The following is a 19,517-nucleotide window of genomic DNA, read 5'->3' as shown; positions in this document are numbered from 1 at the left end:
GCTCACCACGGCGCCCTCCTTATAGTTAATTTTGCAAAATCTACTTCAGGTATGCGTCACGCCAACCTGGATCCATCCCGGCTGGGTTCATGACCACGCCCTTCAGCTTCGTGTTGCGCATGAATGCGTCTGAACTCTGGTAAAGAGGCACAACGCCCATGTCCTGGACAATCGTCTTCTGCGCGGTAACCAGTGCCTGCCAGCGCGTTTCCGCATTAGCCGTGTTGTTCGCCGTTGCCATCGCCTTGTGGTAGGTCTGATTGTTCCAGTGACCGAAGTTGTAGGTGTTGCCCATGTCCTGCAGGTTCAGGAGCGCCGCAGGATCATTGTATTCAGGACCAAAACTAGTTAGAACGACGTCAAAATTGGCATCCATCATGTACTGAACTCGGGTCGTCTTAGGCACCGTCTTGATTTTGACAGTTAGCCCTGGCAGACTCTTGGACCACTGACCCTGCAGGTACTGCGTGATGGCCTTGCTGGTCTCATCGTCATCGCTCAGCAGCGTCAGTGTGAGCTGGCTGAGGCCGGTTTCTTTCAAGCCTTGCTTCCAGTACTTGTTAGCCGCCGTCTTGTTGTAGCTAACCAGGTTCTTGACCAGGCCAGCCTGCGTCAGGTCAGTCTTCCCGTTCTTCGGGTCCTTCATCATGTCACGGGATGCAAAACCGAGTGCCGGCTGGGAGCCGTCAGCCAAAACGTTCTTCACGAATGCGTTCCGGTCCAGTGAGACGGACATGGCCTTGCGTACGTTCAGGTTCTGCAGCGCTTTGTTGGCTTCTGGACTACTGGTCTTACCGGTAAAGTTGATTGCCACGTAGGCGGTCCGGGCATCTTCAACTTGTACATAGTTCTTGCTCTTGCGCTCGTTGGCAATCTGTTCACCTTGAAGCTGCACCTGATCAAGCTGACCGTCATCGAACATGTTCAAACCGGTTGAAGGATCCTTGACCACCTGATACTTAACGTCATCAAGCTTGATGTTCTTTTTGTTCCAGTAGTGCTTGTTCTTAACGAGAGTCCAACTGCTGCCAGAACCATCCCAACCCTTCAGCACGTATGCCCCAGAGTAGGCAGTCTTAGAAGATGTCGTCCCGTACTTCTTGCCGTACTTCTCAACGACCTTCTTTTCCTGCGGGTGGAACCAGGCGTTCGCGACCATCATGTTGAAGTAGGAGATTGGGTGTTCCAGCGTAACGGTCAGCTTGTACTTGCCGTCAGCCTTAACCCCAAGTGAGCTGGGCTGCTTTTTGCTCTTAGCGATTGCATCGGCATTTTTGATTCCCGAAAACATGTAGGCATTCTCGGCAGCCGTCTTAAGATTAACCGCCCGCCGCCAGGAATAAACAAAATCCTTAGCGGTGATTGGCGTCCCATCGTTCCACTTTGCGTTCTTGCGGAGCGTATATGTATAGGTCAAACCATTTTTCGAAACGTGCCAGCTTTTGGCGATTCCAGGGGTCACCTTGCTATGTTTACCCAGAATGATCAGCCCGTCTTCGGTGTTGTTCAGCACCTCCGAGCTGGTCGAGTCAACACTATGCAGCCCATCCATTGTTTGGATTTCGCTGGCAATCCCAACCGTAATCGCCTTCTTGCTGGCGGTTTTGTTTCCGCAACCCGCAAGCATCAAGACCGCAGCGGTCGAAGTTGCCAGCACCAGCAAGGGCTTAGCAAACCTATTCAATTTTTCTGTCATATGTATTTTCTCCTCTTGGTTGAAGAGCGAGTCACCGGACAAAAGTAACCCACTCCGGATTTCATGTGCAATATGTTGAGACATTTGCCTCGTGAGGGTTAAGATACGCTGCAAGTTTAAAAAAATCAAGTCAAATTCTAATAATTGGGCAACTTTATTTTATTTTACGCTGGGAAAAGCCAGGCGTAAAAACAATTTATTAAGTTTAGTTCCTATGATGGCGAGGCACAGCGACGGTGGGCCAGCAAAATATTTCTAATTTACGGTTGACTAAATTCACAGGGGACGTTAATGTTAACGCAACTCCAAAAGAAAGAGGTAAGCCAAATGACCACTACTACATATAGCAACTGCAACATGTTTGACGGCACCAAAGACACACTTACTGATAACGCCTGGTTTACGGTCGATGCCAGTACCGGCCGCATTACCGCAACTGGTACTGGCACCGCCCCTACCACAAGCGACAACACTGTCGACTTCCACGGCAAGTACGTAATGCCGGGACTGATGAACGCCCATACGCACATCACCTCTGAACCTAACAGCGGCAGTCTCGACAGCAAGGATACCGAGGCGGCGGCGACAGTGCGTGCAATCAACGCTCTGCACGCTCTCCTCAAGTCTGGGGTCACCTACATCCGCGAATGCGGCACCGGTTACGACATTGACCTGACCCTCGTCCACGAGCCCCGCACCGGCGCCATGGCGCACACGCCAGAAATGATGCCATCCGGGATGGCCTACTCCATGACTGGTGGTCACGGTGACTCCAAACATTTCGGCCACCGCGTTGACTCACCCGACGAGATGCGTAAGAAGGTCCGCAAAGGCATGAAGAAGGGTGCCATGAACATCAAGGTCATGGCGACTGGTGGGGTCATGACTCCTGACGACTTCATGGATGACGCCCAGCTGAACGTGGACGAAATGCACGTTGCTGTTGAAGAAGCACATAAGCGCGGCCGCACCGTTGCCGCCCACGCCGAGGGTAACCCCGGCATCATGAACGCGATCAAAGCTGGCGTTGATTCCGTCGAGCACTGTTTCTACGTGACCGATGAAGAAGCCGACATGATGATCAAACAGAATACATATCTGGTGGCCACCATGGTCGCCGACTGGGCCATTCCTGAATACGGCCCGGGCAAACTCCCCGATTGGGAAGTTAAAAAGGCCGCCGATGCGCTCGACGACCTCTACCACAATATTCGCCGGGCTTGGCAGCGCGGCGTGAAGGTTGCGCTCGGCACCGATGCCGGCACACCGTTCAACGATTTCTCCATGACCCCTAAAGAACTTGAACTGATGGTTCAACAGGGCGCCACCCCATTCGAAGCCTTGCGGACGTCCTACAATTCCGCCGAACTCATGCACTTAACGCAGGACTACGCAACGCTGGAAACCGGCAAGTTCGCCGACTTCCTCGTCCTCGATGGGAACCCACTGGCAGACGTTACCGCTGTCCAGCAGGAAGACAAACAAGTGTACAAGTTCGGAAAGCGCGAATTTTAGGCCAATAGTCCCTAAAGTTGTCCCCGCGTCGGAATTGTAATAATCACAGCAGCACGTATTGAGAAAAAATCTGATACGCGCTGTTTGTGTATGTCTAGAAACATTTTTGCAGTCAAATGTCCGCCACTTACACATCCAGAGGAGTCCAAAATCATGAAACATAACTCAATTAGCACCATTACCACGCACGTCGTGAAACCAATTATGGCCATTACCGCAATGGGAGCAACCATGTTCCTCCTCGCCGCCTGCGGTAATAAAACCGATGCGGCCGCCAACAAGGAAAGCATCACCACCTCCGTCCCGAGTGCCCTCGAGACAATGGATCCAGACCATTCCGTCGACACGACCAGCGGTGAGATCCTGAACAACGTCGAAGAAGGTCTGGTTTATCTGGGCAAGAAATCCAAGGTCATGCCCGGGGTGGCGAAGAGCTTCACTAAGTCCAAAGATGGTTTAACTTATACATATAACCTGCGCCACAACGCCAAATGGAACGATGGCACACCAGTAACTGCCAAGGATTTTGTCTACGGCTGGCAGCGCACCGTTGACCCCAAGACCAAAGCCGAGAATGCCTACATGTTCTCCGGCGTGACCAACGCGGACGCCATTACCGCGGGCAAGAAGGATCCGAGCACCCTCGGTATCAAGACGGATGGCAAGTACAAGGTGGTCGTTACCCTCGAACACCCCATCTCCTACTTCAACCTGCTGATTGCGACCCCATCCTTCTACCCGCAGGAACAGAAGGTCGTTGAAAAGTACGGTAAGAAGTACGGTACTAGCGCCGACAAAATTGCTTACGATGGGCCTTACCAGCTGAAAGATTGGGATGGCACGGGCGACACTTGGCATCTGGTCAAGAACCAGAAGTACTTCAACAAGGACAACATCCACATCGACACCGTCAACTACCAGGTGGTCAAGGAAGCACAAACCGGCCTGAACATGTACCAAGACGGTCAGCTCGACCAAGTGCAGCTGCACGGTGATCAGGTCCAGAACGAAAGCAAGGACAAGGCCTTCAAGCTCGTGCCTGACGCCGCCAACATTTTTGTTCAACTCAACCTGGCTAAGGCCAGCTCCCCAGAACTTGAAAAAGCACTCCGCAACGAAAACATTCGCCAAGCGCTCTCCATCATTCTGGACCGCAAGTCCTTCGTGAAGAATGGCCTCGACGATGGTTCACAAGCTGCCAAGGGGATGGTTTCCCGCGGCATGGCCTCCGACCCGAAGACCGGTAAAGACTTCGCCGATGTCGCAGCCGTGCCAAGCGCAACCGACTACGACAAGGCGCGCGCCAAGAAGCTGTGGAAGAAAGGCATGGCCGAAATTGGTGCCAAGACCCTGAGCTTCAACCTGACTTCTGACGATGACGATACGCACAAGACCATCTCCCAGTACCTGCAGGGCCAGTGGCAGAATAACCTGCCTGGTCTGAAGGTCGTTATCAAGACCGTACCAAAGGCGACCCGCATCCAGTACCTGATGAACGGCAACTTCGACGTCATCATCTCCGGCTGGAGCCCTGAGTACAACGACCCCGCAACCTTCCTCAACATGTTCGTCACCGGTAACACTTACAACTTCGGTAAGTACTCCAACCCTGAATACGACAAGCAGATGAAGATTGCCAACACCACCGCCAGCGCAACCACCCGCTGGAACGCAATGGTCAAGGCCCAGAAGATCCTGACGACTGACGAATCCGTCATCACCATCTACCAGCAGTCCCTACCATACCTGCGCAACCCTAAGCTCCAGAACTACGTACAGAACCCAGCCGGAAACGAGCCTGGCTGGCGTGGGGCGAGTCTCAAGAACTAAATCGTCTCCACAGAAATCGATGTGAAAGTCATCGTGACCAGCATAATCAAAAGCAGAGCCTCCAAAATTGGGGGCTCTGTTTTCGTGAACTAAAATATATATAGTCATACATCGAGTTCCACACACAATCCTAGTGGACACTGCATGCTGGATAGCTCGCATGGATTTAGAATCATTTGTTTTGCAAAGCGTGAACCGCCTTCGCCAGCCGATTTAACCCGTCCTCGATCTTGCTGCGTGGTGCACCAAGGTTGAAGCGCAGGTAGTTATGACCTCCATTGCCATAAACACTGCCGTCCATGATCGCCACCTTCTGCTTGGTAACCATTTCGTGTTGCAAGTCCCGCATGTCGATTCCTAGGGGACTGATGTCAATCCAGCCTAGGTAGGTGGCCGCAGGAATTTGATATTTCAGGTTCAGCTCATCCTCTAGGAACTTTTGCATGTAAGCGTAATTGCCATCGATGTAGGCACTGAGTTGATTCAACCAGTCCTCCTGATGGTCATAACACTCAATCGTTGCCAGCATTCCCAGGTACGGGACGGATGACAGTGCGTTCTTCTTCTTCAGGCTATATAGAAACTGTTCACGGTCCAAAACATCCGGAATCAGTGCGTAGGAAACACCCAGCGCCGGAATGTTGAAGGCCTTGCTGGCAGAGGTAATGACCGCCTTTTGCACCGTCAGCTGATCAAAATACGCTGCCAATGAGTGGACTTTGGTTCCCTTCCGCACAACGTCCATGTGAATCTCATCACTGATGATGGCCACATGGTAGGCATTGCACAGCGCAACTAGCTTCTGCATGTCCTGGTCTGTCCAGGCAATGCCTAGCGGGTTGTGCGGGTTACAAAGCAGGAACACGGCTGGATGCTCTTGGGCAAAGGTCCGGTGCAGTGCTGCCCAGTCAACGCCATCATCAACATCAAACTGCAGCAGTAGTCGATTGTTAGCACTAACTGTGTTGATAAACGCGTCGTAGCACGGACTGAAGGTTAGAACTTTCTGCCCCGGCTGACTGTACTGTTCAAGCAGTTTGGCAAGGCTAAAAATCACACTCGGGCTGTAGACGATTGCGTCAGCATCAACATTAACTTGATAACGCCGTTTGAACCAATTGACGATAGCGCCTTTAAATTCGGAATTATTCCAGCGCGTGTAGCCAAAAACACCCTTTTTTGCTGCCCGAATGAGGACATCAGTTACCCCCTGTGGGGCCTTGAAATCCATATCCGAGATTGTGAATGGCAAGAGATTAGCCTCACCGAATCGGTCTTTAACGTAATCCCACTGCGTTGAGTAGGTCCCGTAACGATCAACTGTGGTGTCAAAGTCTACTTTTTCCATGCTCTACCACCCTCACTAAAGTTCAATCATGTGTTCTGGTGAATGGGTCATTTGCTCAGATTCACCATCGTCGTTAATCCAAATATCGTCTTCAATCCGGCAGCCACCATGATTTTCAAGGTAAATGCCGGGTTCAACCGTATACGTCATGTGTTTCTGCAACTTCTCAGTGCTGTCCCGATTGAGCAGCGGGTATTCGTGAACAGTCAGACCCAAGCCGTGGCCAGTACCGTGTAAGAACTTGTCGCCAAGTCCCGCATCACTAATGTAATCGCGGGCGGCTTTATCCAAGTCCTTAAGTGGAACGCCGACATGGGAAGCCCGAATCGCAGTGCGCTGTGCTTCCTGAGTTACATCGTAAATGTGCTTCAGCTCGTCGTCGACATGACCCAAGACAATTGTCCGCGTGATGTCTGAGAAGTAGCGGTCCTTTTCAAAGCCAAAGTCGAGAATAATCATTTCGTTGTTTTCAATGACCTTGTTGGACGCGTGACCGTGTGGCAACGCAGACCGCTTACCCGACGCAACAATAGTTTCAAATGAACGGGCATCAGCACCGTGATCCAGACCCCAACTATCGATTTCGTTGGCCACTTGTTTCTCAGTCATCCCCGGCTTGATGTAGGTCAGAATGTGCTTAAAGGCGGCATCAGAGATTTTACCCGCTGCTTCAATCTTACTCTTTTCATCCGCGCTCTTAATCATCCGCTGGCTCTCAATCCAGTCCTGCGTTGGTACCAATTCAGCCCCGTGCTCACCAGCAGTGAGGGCCAGGTATTCAGTGACGTTCATTTCGTCTTCCTCAATCCCCAGCCGGTGGTAATTGTGATCAGCAAGTAGCTTGTTAATCGTCGAATTCATCCGCATCTGGTTATCAACAACTTCAAAATCCGGTGACTGCGTCTTCAGCTGTTCAAAATACCGGCCATCCGCAATCACATATTGTGCGTCCGGTGCGATTAAGACTTGGCCATAGGTGCCAGTGAAACCTGACAGATAGTAACGGTTGGGCTTGCTGTTAACGATAAAACCATCAAGTCCATTTGCCTTCATCTTGTTGCGTAACGTCGTCAAACGTTCTGTTTGCAAAAGAAACGCCTCCAGTTAATTATGCTTCGGCTCCACGACAACCATGGTTCCAAGTGCGCGGTCGTGCAGCGCTAAATGTTTTCCATTTCCAAAAACTAATACCATTGAAATTAGTGTCAGTACAAACCAAAACATGGTCAGATATGCATCGACGTAATACCTTGCGGCTAAAGTGATGAATACCTTCACGTAAGTTGAGGTGGCAGTAGCGGCCCCCTCAATCAATACTAGGAAGCCAAACTGTCTTGCCAACAGCAAACCGAAAGTTAAGGGTTTGCCATCGCGCCGCACAATTTTGGCGTGCATCATCCGCTTGCCGACCGTCTGCCCCGGAAAAATTTTCCACGGCACGAAGACGTAATAGAACAGTCCAAACAACAAGCAAAGTAACGCGGTAAAAATTGTTACCTGTCGGCTGATTCCAGCAGACAAGTACACGTAAAGACTGGTGACTGGCTTACTCTTGCCACTTAAGATTGCGAAAATCAAGACAGCTGGTAATCCACTCACAACGCCGCCAAGCAGCCAGTCGATCACACCCGAGATAACACGGGCATTCCCGTGATCTGGCTGACTCGGCACAGCCAACAGCTCTTGATTCGGCTTTTCAATCTGCCGCTTTTTCAATCTTCTCTTGGCCATCGTTGTTTCCCCTTTCAAAAATAGATTAGGCAGGTTACCCGGCCTAATCTATGCAAAGCATTTAGAAGTCTAGGTGTAAGTCATCAATCAGGGATTCATCTGCATCTGAAATTGCTGACTTCTTCTCAGCACGTTTCTTCTCGTTTGCGAGTTCATCACGTTCCGCCATCTTACAGAATGGATACCAAATGAGAATCGAGAATAGCATCTGCGCACCATTTACCAAGAAGCTGCGCCAATCAAACGTGGATAGATAGCCTTCTAGGAAGACACCCACGTATGGTGGCGTGAATACCGACATTTTCAGCCAGCCAAGGTTCATTGCCCAGGCACCGAATGAAGCGGTGATTGGTCCAATGATAACGAATGGGATGAAGAACATCGGGTTAAGAACAACTGGAGCACCAAACAGAATTGGTTCGTTAATCCCAAACAGAGCAGGAATCAAAGCGATACGGCCAATCTTGCGCTGTGCTGAAGCCTTGGAGAACATGTACCAGAAAATCAAACCAAAGGTAACACCAGTACCCGTAAAGTTACCGAAGGCTGAATCTTCACCAGGAGTGAAGAAGTGAGTGAGCGCAAGCCCGTTCTTAGCGTTCGCAATGTTTTCAGCCAGGAACTGTGTGGAAATTGGTGAAGAAATTGGTGAAATGACAGCTGGGTGGATCCCGAAGAAGAACAGCATCGTCTGCAGGAACTTGTAGAAGGTGTATGCAAATGGGTTGTCCATGGATCCAACTAATGGTGCCAGCAGGTTGGTGAAGATCATTGGTGGTAGTGTGTGCAGGAAGTCGACACAAATGACCCGAATGATAACAAACACACCAACCGTAATAATGGAAATTGGAATCATTTCAAAAGATTTGGAAACAAAGTCAGGCACTGATTCAGGCATCTTGATGGTGAAGTTACGCTTCTTGCACCAGCCAAAGATTTCAACCGCAAAGATGCTGGCAAACATGGAAACAAAGAGGCCCTTTGTCCCAAAGTAGGTAACATCAACAACTTCGCCCTTGGTGAAGTTAACGGCAAGAATTAAGAAGCTCATCACAGCCATGGAAATACAGCCAGGAACGTCGAGTTTCTTGGATACCGCCAAGTGATAAGCAATGACGGCCGAAACATACAGTGCCATCATGCCCATCCCCACGGTTGACGGAATCGTAATCACGTCGCCGTAATGGATGATCCATTGAGAGATAACGTTGTTTTTCCCAATCATGTTGGGAATGGCGGCAGGAATCAGGGCAAAACTACCAATAATTAGAAGTGGGGTCATGGCCACCATGGCCTTCTTGACCGCACTTAAATAAATATTTGCGTCCATCCAATCAGCAATAGGCGTGAAATACTTATTCATGAAGGCTTGGAATTTTTCGAACATTCTTTATTTGCCCCCTTGCTGCTGGTTCTTAAGTTCCTGCTTCCGTTGCGCAATCAGTGCCTCCTTCACAACTGTAGCGCCATCCATTGCTCCATAAGTTTCCTTTGGGATGACCACGTACGGAATGTTGAGCGGCTTGGTAACTGATTCAACAAAATCCTTCTTGTAAGAAATCTGCGGTGCCAGTAGAACAACATCGGTACCATCAATTTCGGATGGCAATTGTTCAGCAGGAATTGCCTCCAATTGAAAGTTATCCAAATCCAACTTCTTACTGTCTGAGATAACTTTCTTCATGCTATCCATCATCATGGTCGTTGATAGTCCGGCGACACAAGCTAAGACAATCTTCATTGTAATTACTCCTCTCTGTCTCTCTCCTGGAAAATAGTAATCAATTCTTCAATTAGGTCCCGTGACAGCTGAGCTGTCATGTAGTGATCTTGAGCGTGCACCATCAGCAATGTAATCGGGTTAGCATCCCCTCCCTCGTTGAGCTCCTTTTGAATCATCTTGGTTTGAATGTTATGTGCTTCAACGTCCAAGTCCTGTGATTCCTTCAACAGTTTGTGCGCAGCATCATAATCGTGACTGCGAACCTTCTGCAACGCCTCAAATGCCTTTGACCTGCTTTCGCCTGATGACGAAATAAGTCCCATGATGTCCTTTTCTGATTCGTCCATATTCTTCACCCCGTCTAAAAATTGTAGATTTCATCAATCGCGGAACGATCGATTTTGTGTGCCATCGTCTGAACCAGTGTGCTCATTGTTTCCAGATCGCGCTTTGAAGCCAATGAGTACGGGTTGTGGCAGTACCGTAATGGCAGACCCAGAACCATTGAAGCGGTTCCATAATTCTCCAAATGAGCAGTCCCAGCATCAGTACCGCCGCCCTTGAACATGTCCTTCTGGTATGGCAAATCAGCAGCATCGGAAATCTTCCGTACCAACTTCAGCAACTTGGGATTCGGAACCATGGTCTTGTCGTAGAACTCAAACATCGGCCCGTGACCAATCTTACGAGTGTTCTTAAAGCCACGATCCAGTTCTGGATTCTTCGCGACGTCAATAGCAAAGAACAAATCTGGATTAACGATGTGGGAAGTTAAGCGGCCACCACGGGTCCCGACTTCCTCACTGCCAGTAAATGCGGCGACGACATTAACATGAAGTTCCTCATCTTTGAGTGCCTGCATCGCACGGATAAGTGAATAACAACCAGAACGATCATCCATCGCCTTACCAGCAACGACACCATCAGGAGTCAGCTCACGATAATCTGATGCAAAGACAACCATGTCGCCAACGTCCAGACCTGAGCTTAGGAATTCTTCTTTCGAACTGAAGCCAAAGTCAACGTAAGTGTCGGCGATATTGCCGGCAGCATCTTCTGTTGAGTTCAGGACCCCTTCAATCTTCTTGCCCGCGTTCGTGGTTGCCCGCACGATTTCACTATGCTTAGCCCGTTCCTCTACACCACCTAGGGGCTGCAGGTACGCAATCCCGATATCGGAAATGTAACGAATCATGAACCCAACTTCATCCATATGGGCGGCAAACATAATCGTTGGCGCATTCTTCTCGATAGCGGACTTGGTAACAATCAAGCTACCAATCCCGTCGTAACTAAAGTTATCAGTGTAGTCTGACAACTCATCCTTGATGATCGCGCGGACGTCCTGCTCATTCGAAGCAACGCCATCCGTGTTCGACAGCTTCCTCAACAATTCAAAACTCATTGCTAATCTCCTATTTCCTTTAACGTGCTAACTAGTGAAGTCAACGAAGGGTCGTTGTACACTTGGCTAACTTTTGTTTCACTTTGCATCAGTTGGAAGATGCTATTGGAAATACTGCTATAGTACTGAAAATCCCGCTTAGCAAGGCAAACCATAAATACCAGCCGCACTACCTTTTCGCCAACCTGCAATTGTGGTTTCAAGATACTGACCGCAATCGCACTTGAGCGGCCCTTCATCTCGATCGGATGTGGCATCGCGATTCCGTTGTTATAAATGGTGCTCATGAACTCCTCCCGTTTTTGTACATTTTGGACGAATTCAGTATCACCATAGCCTTGATCAACCATGTCTTGAGCCATATCTGTGATCAACTGCTGATAATCACCTACTCGCACAACTTGGAACAAACCGGGCTTAATCAGGTTCAAATAGTCAGAGGCGATATCATGGGCCGTAACGTCAATCTTTGCGGGCTCTTCATTGTCTAAGCCATCCGTGAACAGTACCTGCTTGATATTCTCAATGTCGCGGTTAGTTAACAGCTCCTTAACGTACAACGTTGGCACCTTAGGCTCTTGTTTCAGTGGTACTACTGAAAAGATTAAGTCTGGGTCGAAGTCCGCGATGTCATTCTCTTCCCAGAAAGAAAATGCCTGAACGATTGATTGCGGAAAGATGCCAAGAATCTGTGTCCGAATCAAATTTGATACGCCGCCACCAGTAGTACAAATCACGGCAATTCGTTCATAGCGCCGCACCTGATCATTCTCGACTGATGTAACGTGGTTCAAAAAGTGCACCGCGATGAATCCCAGTTCGTCATTTGACACTTGCACGCCAAACTCATTCTCAAGAAACTTGGAAAACTTAAGTACTAAATCAAATACCATTGGGTAACGAACACATAATTCCAGTAAGAGCGGGTTCTTGTACGTAATCTTCTTGTCAATCCGCTCGAGTAAGAACGCTAAGTGGACCGTCAACGCATTGATAAACTTCTCATCTTGTCCGTAGTTAGTGTGATTCTTGACATCGGCAGCATCGAAGAACGTGATCAACTTCGCCTTCAGTTGTTCTTTATCAACAACGGAATGTGCGGCTTTTTCGCTCTGAATTGACTGCTTAACCAGCTCATCAAACTCTGTCGCCACATCCGTAGTAAGTTCAATTTGAAAATTCCTAGCCACAGCTTCAAGAACCTTTTTTAGCCCCACGCTGTGTTCGCGAATCGTCAGGATGTTTTCCGGGCCATTCGTTCTGGTCGTGAACACCTTAGCGTAGATGACCAGAACTCTCAGCCAAGCCATCAGCACCTGGAATTCGTAGTAGCCAATCCGGAGATGTTCTTCACGGATACAATCTTCGGCTATCCGGTCATACTCATCAAATGAGCCAACACGGTCATCAGTCAACTTTTTAAACTGGCTGCTGCCCTTCAAATAAATCTCGAGCATTAACTTCCGAATTGCTCGTCCCGAACCAACGAGGCGGACTCCGTAATGACTGCGGCGTTCCAACTTCACACCATAGGACCCAACGAAATTCTCGACTGTTTGCATCTTGTTGTAGAGTAAAGCACTGCTGTAACCTACAGCCTTAGCAAGCTCTGCAACGGTCGTGTACTCATGGTCGGCGGTCAATAATATGTCCAGGATATCAATGACTAACTGTTCCTCATTGAACACGGCTTCGTCCTTATCGAACGTCTTTAAGAATGCATCAAATAGTCTCTTATCCGTCACCTCCAGGGCGTATCCCTTTCCATACGCGTTCCGCAACTGATAACCATGCGCACGGCCAGATTGCTTGATGAACGCCATCTCGCTTTGAACCGTCCGCTTTGATACTTTCAGGTCATCAACAAAATAGTTGAGTGGCATATACGCATCTGATTGAGCTAATGCTTTTAAAATTTGATATGTTCGCATCGCATGTCGACTCCCTTACTCATCCTTATAATAAATGCCGGGTTCTCGTTATAACAGAAAAGACTTTGCGCTAAAAAGTGCAGCGCTTACAACAATCATTTTTTTAGTATTCAACCGTTGATTTACAACGTTAACAATGTTAACAACTCGTCTAAAATACCGCACTTTGGGACTATAGTTACCCGTTTTAACCGAATTATTAGATAATTATCGGACGTCTGGGCTTATAACGTACATAAAGCCTGCAAAAACGCATAATAAAAAAGCCATACCTAGTAACACTGAAAGGTATGACTTCGATATATATCAGATGTGCGCGGTACTTGTAGCCGTGAGTGCGAGCTTTCGTCAGATGATGACGACTCCTCGCACAATTACGTTGCCCAAGATCAACTGGGCGATAAATCATCGTATTGCAGGAAACAGGCCCCGAACTCAACGAGTTCGAAGCCTGCACTAACCTATCATCATATCTACTACCGCGACACCACGTTACCGCCCAATCTTCTTCTCGACCCCATTCAGCTGCTCCATCTCAGCATCACTGAGCTTAATCTGCGCAGCCATAATGTTCTGCTTCAAGTGCTGCTCAGAAGTAGTCCCCGGAATCGGCAGAATCACTGGTGACCGCTGCAGCAACCAGGCAATCATGACCTGCGCTGGTGTTGCGTCATGCGCAGCAGCGACAGCCTTAATATCAGGGTTGTCAGCGAGCGCAAGGCCCTTGCCGCCGAGTGGGAACCACGGCACGAAGGCGATGTGCTGCTGCTCACAGAACTTCAGCAGGTCGTCTTCACGCGCGTGGCGGCCAACGTTGTAAAGGTTCTGGACCGCATCAATCTGAGTGAAGGCCATGGCACCCTTAAGCTGCTGGAGGTTGGCCTGGCTGACACCGATGTGCTTGATTTTGCCCTCCTTCTTGAGGTCCGCGAAAACGCCGAGCTGGGCGCTCATCGCGTAGTGCGGATCAATCCGGTGCAGGAAGACGAGGTCGGCACTGTCCCGGCCCTGCTTATCGAGTGACTCCAAGAAACGCTGACGGAGCCGCTCCGGCTTGCCGTTGACGACCCACTCGTCCGGGCCCTCGCGCTTGAAGCCAATTTTGTCGCTCACAAAAATATTGCTGGTATCGGCCAGGCCCTGCAGTCCCAGCGTTAAGTATTGAGTGGCATACCACGGACCATAGGAGTCAGCGGTGTCGAAGAAGTTGACGCCCCAGACCGCGGCTTGCCGCACTAGCGCCTCGGCGTCGTCTGGTTCTGGATATGGTCCGTAAAACCCAGGTCCGGTAAGTTGCATCATTCCGAACCCAAGGCGGTTGACCACCATGTCATCATCAAATGCAAAAGTCCCGGCGCACGCGGCGTCGATCTTGCTAGTACTCATTCTTATTTGCCTCTTCCATCAAAAATAACCCAGTATAATCACGTTCTATCACCTTAATCATAACGCTTTCTGGCAAATCGCGCAGGAATCCTTGTTCTGGACCCCGCAAGATTGTATTCTGGAATTATAGGAAGTATTAATCGATACCATGTCAAAAGGGGGATTAGGAATATGAAGAAATCAATTATCCGCGGCATGCGCACTGCCGATGAGTTCAGCCGCCAGATCCGCGGCGCCGTTGACGTGCCGCTATCAGACGCCCAGGTGGACCTGCTGTTCACCATCGCCAGTAACCCCGAACCCATGCGCCCCAGCGAGCTCGCCGACTTCATGCACGTCACGCGCCCCTTCATCACGAAGAACAGCAACGTCTTGCAAGAAGCTGGCTACCTCCAGCGCATCGACAGCAAGCACGACGGCCGTAGCTTCACCCTAACCCTCAGCAAAAGTGGCACGGCACTTGTTGACGGCGTGCTGGGCCAGCAGTACTACGCACCCGTGCAAAAACTGACCGACAAGATGGGCAAGAAGAAGTTCAACAAGCTGGTCCGGCTTCTCGATCAGGCGAATGAAGTGTTACGGAGCTAATTTCACCCAATCAAACAATATGAAGGCACCTCCCAAATATGAGAGGTGCCTTTTATACTACGCTCAGCTGGCATCGACTCGTTCAACCTTAATCTGGCTGTACTTCTCGCCAATACTTGTTTGCTAGTCGCTTCACTTCATTAATTAACGACTTTACACCTACAAGTGAATCATTAAGTGAATCTTCGCGTTCATCATCGTGAATCTCTGAGAAGCGATTCAAATTATCGACAGCAGCGCGCTCTTCATTGCTGCCTTTTGCTGAACTTCCGTTAACACGATCAACTTCAAAATTGCTGCTCAAACCCGATCATATGTAATAAAAAAGTGTTCAGTCACAGGGTAGCGACCCCCGTAACTGAACACTTTTCATTTAACTATACTACATGAACCTCAAAGGCTGTTAATTACTTAACAGCGGTGAAGGTTACGTAAGCAGCGTCGATGTACTGGTCGCCACCAAGGTTGTAGTAAGTTGTGCCATTCATAGTAACGGTCTTCTGACCGTCAACTGCGAAGACCTTGAAGCTCTTCTGGCCAGGGAGCTTCTTAGCATCACCAGTCTTAACGGCCTTGCCGTTAACAGTGGTTGTTGCAGCTTCCTTGGAGTTGTAACGAACAGCCTTACCGTCCTTGGTCCAGATCTGGATACCGTAGCCAGCAGGGTAGTTGATCTTAGCAACACCTACCTGGCTGCTGCCCTTGATACCGCCGTTGGTAAATGCCATACCAGCAGCATCGTTCAAAGCCTTAACTGCAACAGCAGCGGCCTTGTCGATAGCAGCAGCGGAAACTGAAGGTGCACCGAAGTTAGTGCGTGTTGCACGGTAGTAAGCACCCTGAGCAGCGTTGATCTTTGCAGAAACAGCGTTCTTAGCAGCACCTGCAGGCATGTTGTTCATAGCATCGAGAGCTGCGCGAGCAGCTTCGGCAACAGCACCGTTGTCAGTCTTGCGAGCAAATGTGTTAACAAGGCTGTTTACAGCTGAAGTCCAGGTTGAGAAGTTTGCAGCAGCTGCCTTGTATGCAGAAACAGCACTGTCAAACTGTGCCTGTGAATCAGCAGCCTTTGCCTGAGCCGTCTGGTCAGTTGGGTGAGCAGCAGCGTATGAAGCGTTGGTGTTAGCAGTCTGAGTAGCCTTGAACAGGTTTGTGTCAGCTGTCTTCAAATCGTTCTGAACGCTGGTAAGCTTGTCGTTAACAACCTTAGCGTCAGCAGCGTAGCCCTTCTGGTTGGTTTCGCTCAACTGCTTGTAAACGTGGTTGAAGTCGGTCTGAGCCTTTGTAGCAGCATCTGACAGAGTCTTGCCTTCAGCAACAAGGTTGAGGTGAACTGTTGTGTAGGTGCTTGCACTGGTAGTAGATGTGCTGGTAGGAATCTGGCTAAGAGTGTTCATTGCTGATGTAACATCAGAAGTGTCGAAACCAATCGTAGCACCAAGACCTGAAGACTGAGCGTCACCGTTAGTACCGTTCTGGTTGTTGCCAGAAACAGTGTTCAAAACGATGTTGTATTCAGGGTACAGAGTGTTACCATTCTGGAAATCAGCGAAAGTAGAAACTGAAGTCATAGCAACAGGTGCGAGCATGATTGCTGAAGCAGCAACCGTAGCAAGCTTCATCTTGTTGTTTGACTTAAAACTGTGTTTGAAATTCTTCATTGAAGATTCACTCCTCGATTAAATGTAAGTTTTATAAGTAACGAACGACATGAACATCTAGCAATCAGTGTCTGGCGAACGACCCAGCCTTTTGTGGATCGCTTCCCCCGCCAAGGATAATTGCTGTCGTTCAAGAGGGGCAGAAGTACCACCACCGCATCGGCGGCAAGTGGTGAGAATCACTACCAACAAGTCGAAATCCCTGGACGACTCGCTCCCATGATAGTGACGCCGATGCACTCGCTACGTCCTCTGAACACCATTCATTATAGGCGGTTTAGTCAATAAAAGAAAGCACCCCCGTAAAGTGTAATTAACGTAAAATAGCCGGTCTCACTGCGTTTCAGGCATTATTTCATGCAAGACCGCGGTATGCCTAGCTTTATAGATGTTTAAGCTTTGCTTACGTTGCAGATTCGTACCCGAATATTACAAAGCCTTTGCGAAAAAAGTATAATTTTCCCCGATTTTGGCATTAATTTTCGTTCATTTATTACGATTATTATATCCTCGGAGGTGCTGATACGGCACCCGCTGCGGTTCAAGTTGCCCCCATCACAGGCCGCATTCCATTTGTGCTGCTTGTTCGCACTTCAGCTCCTACAGCAACCACAACCAAGCTTGTGCTGATAAGTTAGTACGGTAGCAGCGCCGTCATTAGCAAGGCGACCGGATGTTTTCTAGCGACACAGACTTTGGTGTAAACTGTGTTTAGAGCGGGCACTACCACTGCTGGTAGTTGTTATGCACCACAAACACAGAATATGCATGAACCTATTCTAAATGGAGCTAATAAACGATGAAATCTTATGTACATAAGCACTTACATATTGTTTTGATTATTATCATGGCGGTTTGTCTGATTTTGCCGCAATTGTTTGCCCACAATGTGGTGGTCGGTGTTGATGGGATGTTCCATCTAAACCGTTTCTACGATGCAGCAATGCAAATCAAAGAGCACCACTTCAGCTATTTCCAGATGAACTACAGCTTCAACCACAGTGCCCGCATCGTCAACGCACTGTACGGGCCCTACTTCGCCTACCTAGCCGGGCTCGTTCTATTACTAGCCGGCAGTTGGCTACGCTTCGAGATCCTACTGGGGCTAATTCTAGAAATTACAGCTGGCTATGGGATGTATCGTCTCGCCAACGTCAGTGGGGCCACCCGCCGCTGGTCGACAGCAGCCGCATTACTTTACATAGCCGGCGGGGCGGTACCATCCTGGCTCAGCACGCAGCAGTTCACTGCCTGGGGGGCCGCACTGCTACCCTACGTCCTTATTTACGGCGTGCGCATGATTTCCGGCCGGGGGCGTTTCAACACGCTTGGCTTCGCCATCGCGGTTGCCGTGATTGTTGAGACCCACCTCTTGTCCGCAGCCATCACCCTCCTGGCCATCATCCCCTTCGCTGTTTATGGCTTCTGGCGCAGCAAGGAGCGCGCCGCGTTCACACTGCACGTGCTTGTGGCCGCGCTGTTATGCCTACTTCTGACGGCCAACGTCTGGGGCGGAATGCTCGATGTCTACGGTAGCAATCACCTAGTTGCACCGTTCGCGCCGATTGCGTCCTCCTACGATGCCACAACTGTTTCCTTCACGGAATACGGGGTCGGGGCCGCCGCCGAACTCGGCTTGGTCTTCTCGGTCTTGTTCATTGGTCAAATTGCCTACTGTTGTTTCAAGCAAAAGCGGACCGTACTGGATGTCATGCTGACGGGAACTGGGGCCGCGTTTCTCCTGCTCAGTTCAAACGTCTTCCCGTGGACGAAGCTGATTACAGCGCACCCGGTCCTCGCCAGTTACTTGCAGTTTCCAAGCCGCTTCCGACCGGTGGCGACAGCCCTGTTGCTTGCAGCTGCCGCAATCTCCGCATCCCAGTTTCAGTGGAATATGGGCCGCGTGCGCACCATGACCAGTACGATTGCCGCAGTGCTGGTGGCGCTGCTAGCCCTGCAAACGGTTGGCGACATGCAACAACTGGCTGATACCTGGCAGCGCCCGCAAGTACTCGCTGATCCAACCGGGGTCGTGCTGAATGCGAAGGACATGCGGTCCATCAAGAAAGACTTTGCCTCCAGTGATCTTGCAGCCCCACTGAACGACATCAACAAGGTTTCAGCCGACTACTTACCGGTACCTGACAAAGATGTCGCAAAGGTCAAAGCCCGCACCGGTTTGCACGTTTACGCGCAGCAAACCATCCCCATTACTCCTATTAATAAGAACGGTGAAGGCGGTGCTATGGTCAGCAACTATGCTGACAAGCAAACTTCTGCCGGTACCAAGAACGGAACCGACCCGTTATACCGGAAACTGGTCGTAATCCCGAGCCTGCATGCTGATAAGTACGCGGATGGCACTGGCACAACAATGAAGTGGACGGCCAAGCACACCGGAATGGTCAAACTACCGTTAGTGATGTACACGCGCACCCAAGTCGTTCTGAATGGCAAGCGCCTGCCGCAACAGCCAACACTTGCTAAGCGCAGTATCATCGGCACGATTCAGGTCCGGCAACGCGCCGGCAAGAACGTGATTAGCTTGCATTACGTTCCGCGCGCAATCACCCGTGTTCTGATCGGCCTGTCACTCATTGCGTGGCTGCTAGCGCTAATCCTACTATTATTATTGCGGGTTTGGCAGCGGCGGAATCAAGCCGGGCGCCATTCTGCAGAAGCTTAACTAAACTAAATCATTCA

General features: G+C 49.8%; 15 protein-coding genes. 4 read left to right on the top strand and 11 right to left on the bottom strand.

Annotated features, from left to right (window positions below; all coding sequences use genetic code 11):
* Window positions 1-40: 40 nt before the first annotated feature.
* Entirely contained in the window at window positions 41-1,696 is a 1,656-nt protein-coding gene (locus GN107_RS05235) for a peptide ABC transporter substrate-binding protein (protein ID WP_196246265.1), read from the bottom strand.
* 327 nt (window positions 1,697-2,023) lie between these two features.
* Between GN107_RS05235 and GN107_RS05230 the strand changes: the two genes are divergently transcribed.
* Complete coding sequence (locus GN107_RS05230) at window positions 2,024-3,211, top strand: metal-dependent hydrolase family protein (RefSeq protein ID WP_155286881.1); 1,188 nt, start codon at window positions 2,024-2,026, stop codon at window positions 3,209-3,211.
* A gap of 153 nt (window positions 3,212-3,364) precedes the next feature.
* Window positions 3,365-5,041, top strand: coding sequence for a peptide ABC transporter substrate-binding protein (locus tag GN107_RS05225; RefSeq protein WP_196246266.1), 1,677 nt, complete (start codon window positions 3,365-3,367; stop codon window positions 5,039-5,041).
* Between the two features lie 172 nt (window positions 5,042-5,213).
* Here GN107_RS05225 and GN107_RS05220 read toward each other — a convergent pair whose 3' ends face one another.
* The 9 genes from GN107_RS05220 to GN107_RS05180 all read right to left on the bottom strand — a co-directional run bounded on the left by GN107_RS05220 (window position 5,214) and on the right by GN107_RS05180 (window position 14,565).
* Window positions 5,214-6,389: a MalY/PatB family protein gene (locus tag GN107_RS05220; RefSeq protein WP_155286883.1), complete on the bottom strand. Its 1,176-nt coding sequence runs from the start codon at window positions 6,387-6,389 to the stop codon at window positions 5,214-5,216.
* Window positions 6,390-6,404: 15 nt separating this feature from the next.
* Window positions 6,405-7,478, bottom strand: coding sequence for a M24 family metallopeptidase (locus GN107_RS05215; protein WP_155286884.1), 1,074 nt, complete (start codon window positions 7,476-7,478; stop codon window positions 6,405-6,407).
* A 15-nt stretch (window positions 7,479-7,493) separates the two neighbouring features.
* Window positions 7,494-8,120, bottom strand: a complete 627-nt coding sequence (locus GN107_RS05210; RefSeq protein ID WP_155286885.1) for an RDD family protein — start codon at window positions 8,118-8,120, stop codon at window positions 7,494-7,496.
* A 61-nt stretch (window positions 8,121-8,181) separates the two neighbouring features.
* Window positions 8,182-9,507, bottom strand: a complete 1,326-nt coding sequence (locus GN107_RS05205; RefSeq protein ID WP_155286886.1) for a PTS sugar transporter subunit IIC — start codon at window positions 9,505-9,507, stop codon at window positions 8,182-8,184.
* A 3-nt stretch (window positions 9,508-9,510) separates the two neighbouring features.
* The gene (locus tag GN107_RS05200; protein ID WP_155286887.1) at window positions 9,511-9,861 is read right to left on the bottom strand and encodes a PTS sugar transporter subunit IIB; all 351 of its coding nucleotides are present in this window, start codon (window positions 9,859-9,861) and stop codon (window positions 9,511-9,513) included.
* A 5-nt stretch (window positions 9,862-9,866) separates the two neighbouring features.
* Entirely contained in the window at window positions 9,867-10,190 is a 324-nt protein-coding gene (locus GN107_RS05195) for a PTS lactose/cellobiose transporter subunit IIA (RefSeq protein ID WP_155286888.1), read from the bottom strand.
* A 14-nt stretch (window positions 10,191-10,204) separates the two neighbouring features.
* On the bottom strand, window positions 10,205-11,248 hold the full coding sequence (ypdE, locus tag GN107_RS05190) for an aminopeptidase (RefSeq protein WP_155286889.1): 1,044 nt from the start codon (window positions 11,246-11,248) through the stop codon (window positions 10,205-10,207).
* Window positions 11,249-11,250: 2 nt separating this feature from the next.
* Window positions 11,251-13,179, bottom strand: coding sequence for a BglG family transcription antiterminator (locus GN107_RS05185; protein ID WP_155286890.1), 1,929 nt, complete (start codon window positions 13,177-13,179; stop codon window positions 11,251-11,253).
* Between the two features lie 492 nt (window positions 13,180-13,671).
* The gene (locus GN107_RS05180; RefSeq protein WP_155286891.1) at window positions 13,672-14,565 is read right to left on the bottom strand and encodes an aldo/keto reductase; all 894 of its coding nucleotides are present in this window, start codon (window positions 14,563-14,565) and stop codon (window positions 13,672-13,674) included.
* Window positions 14,566-14,736: 171 nt separating this feature from the next.
* Between GN107_RS05180 and GN107_RS05175 the strand changes: the two genes are divergently transcribed.
* Window positions 14,737-15,153 (top strand): MarR family winged helix-turn-helix transcriptional regulator, encoded by a 417-nt coding sequence (locus GN107_RS05175; protein WP_155286892.1) that lies wholly within the window; start codon window positions 14,737-14,739, stop codon window positions 15,151-15,153.
* A 407-nt stretch (window positions 15,154-15,560) separates the two neighbouring features.
* Here GN107_RS05175 and GN107_RS05170 read toward each other — a convergent pair whose 3' ends face one another.
* A complete protein-coding gene (locus GN107_RS05170; protein WP_155286893.1) occupies window positions 15,561-16,814 on the bottom strand; it encodes an SLAP domain-containing protein in 1,254 nt (417 codons plus the stop codon).
* Window positions 16,815-17,613: 799 nt separating this feature from the next.
* Here GN107_RS05170 and GN107_RS05165 point away from each other — a divergent pair.
* Window positions 17,614-19,500: a putative glycosyltransferase family protein gene (locus GN107_RS05165; protein WP_155286894.1), complete on the top strand. Its 1,887-nt coding sequence runs from the start codon at window positions 17,614-17,616 to the stop codon at window positions 19,498-19,500.
* The last annotated feature ends 17 nt before the right edge of the window (window positions 19,501-19,517 follow it).

This window comes from Lacticaseibacillus zhaodongensis, from assembly GCF_009687905.1.
GTDB lineage: Bacteria > Bacillota > Bacilli > Lactobacillales > Lactobacillaceae > Lacticaseibacillus > Lacticaseibacillus zhaodongensis.
This window is presented reverse-complemented; position numbering and strand designations above follow the sequence as displayed.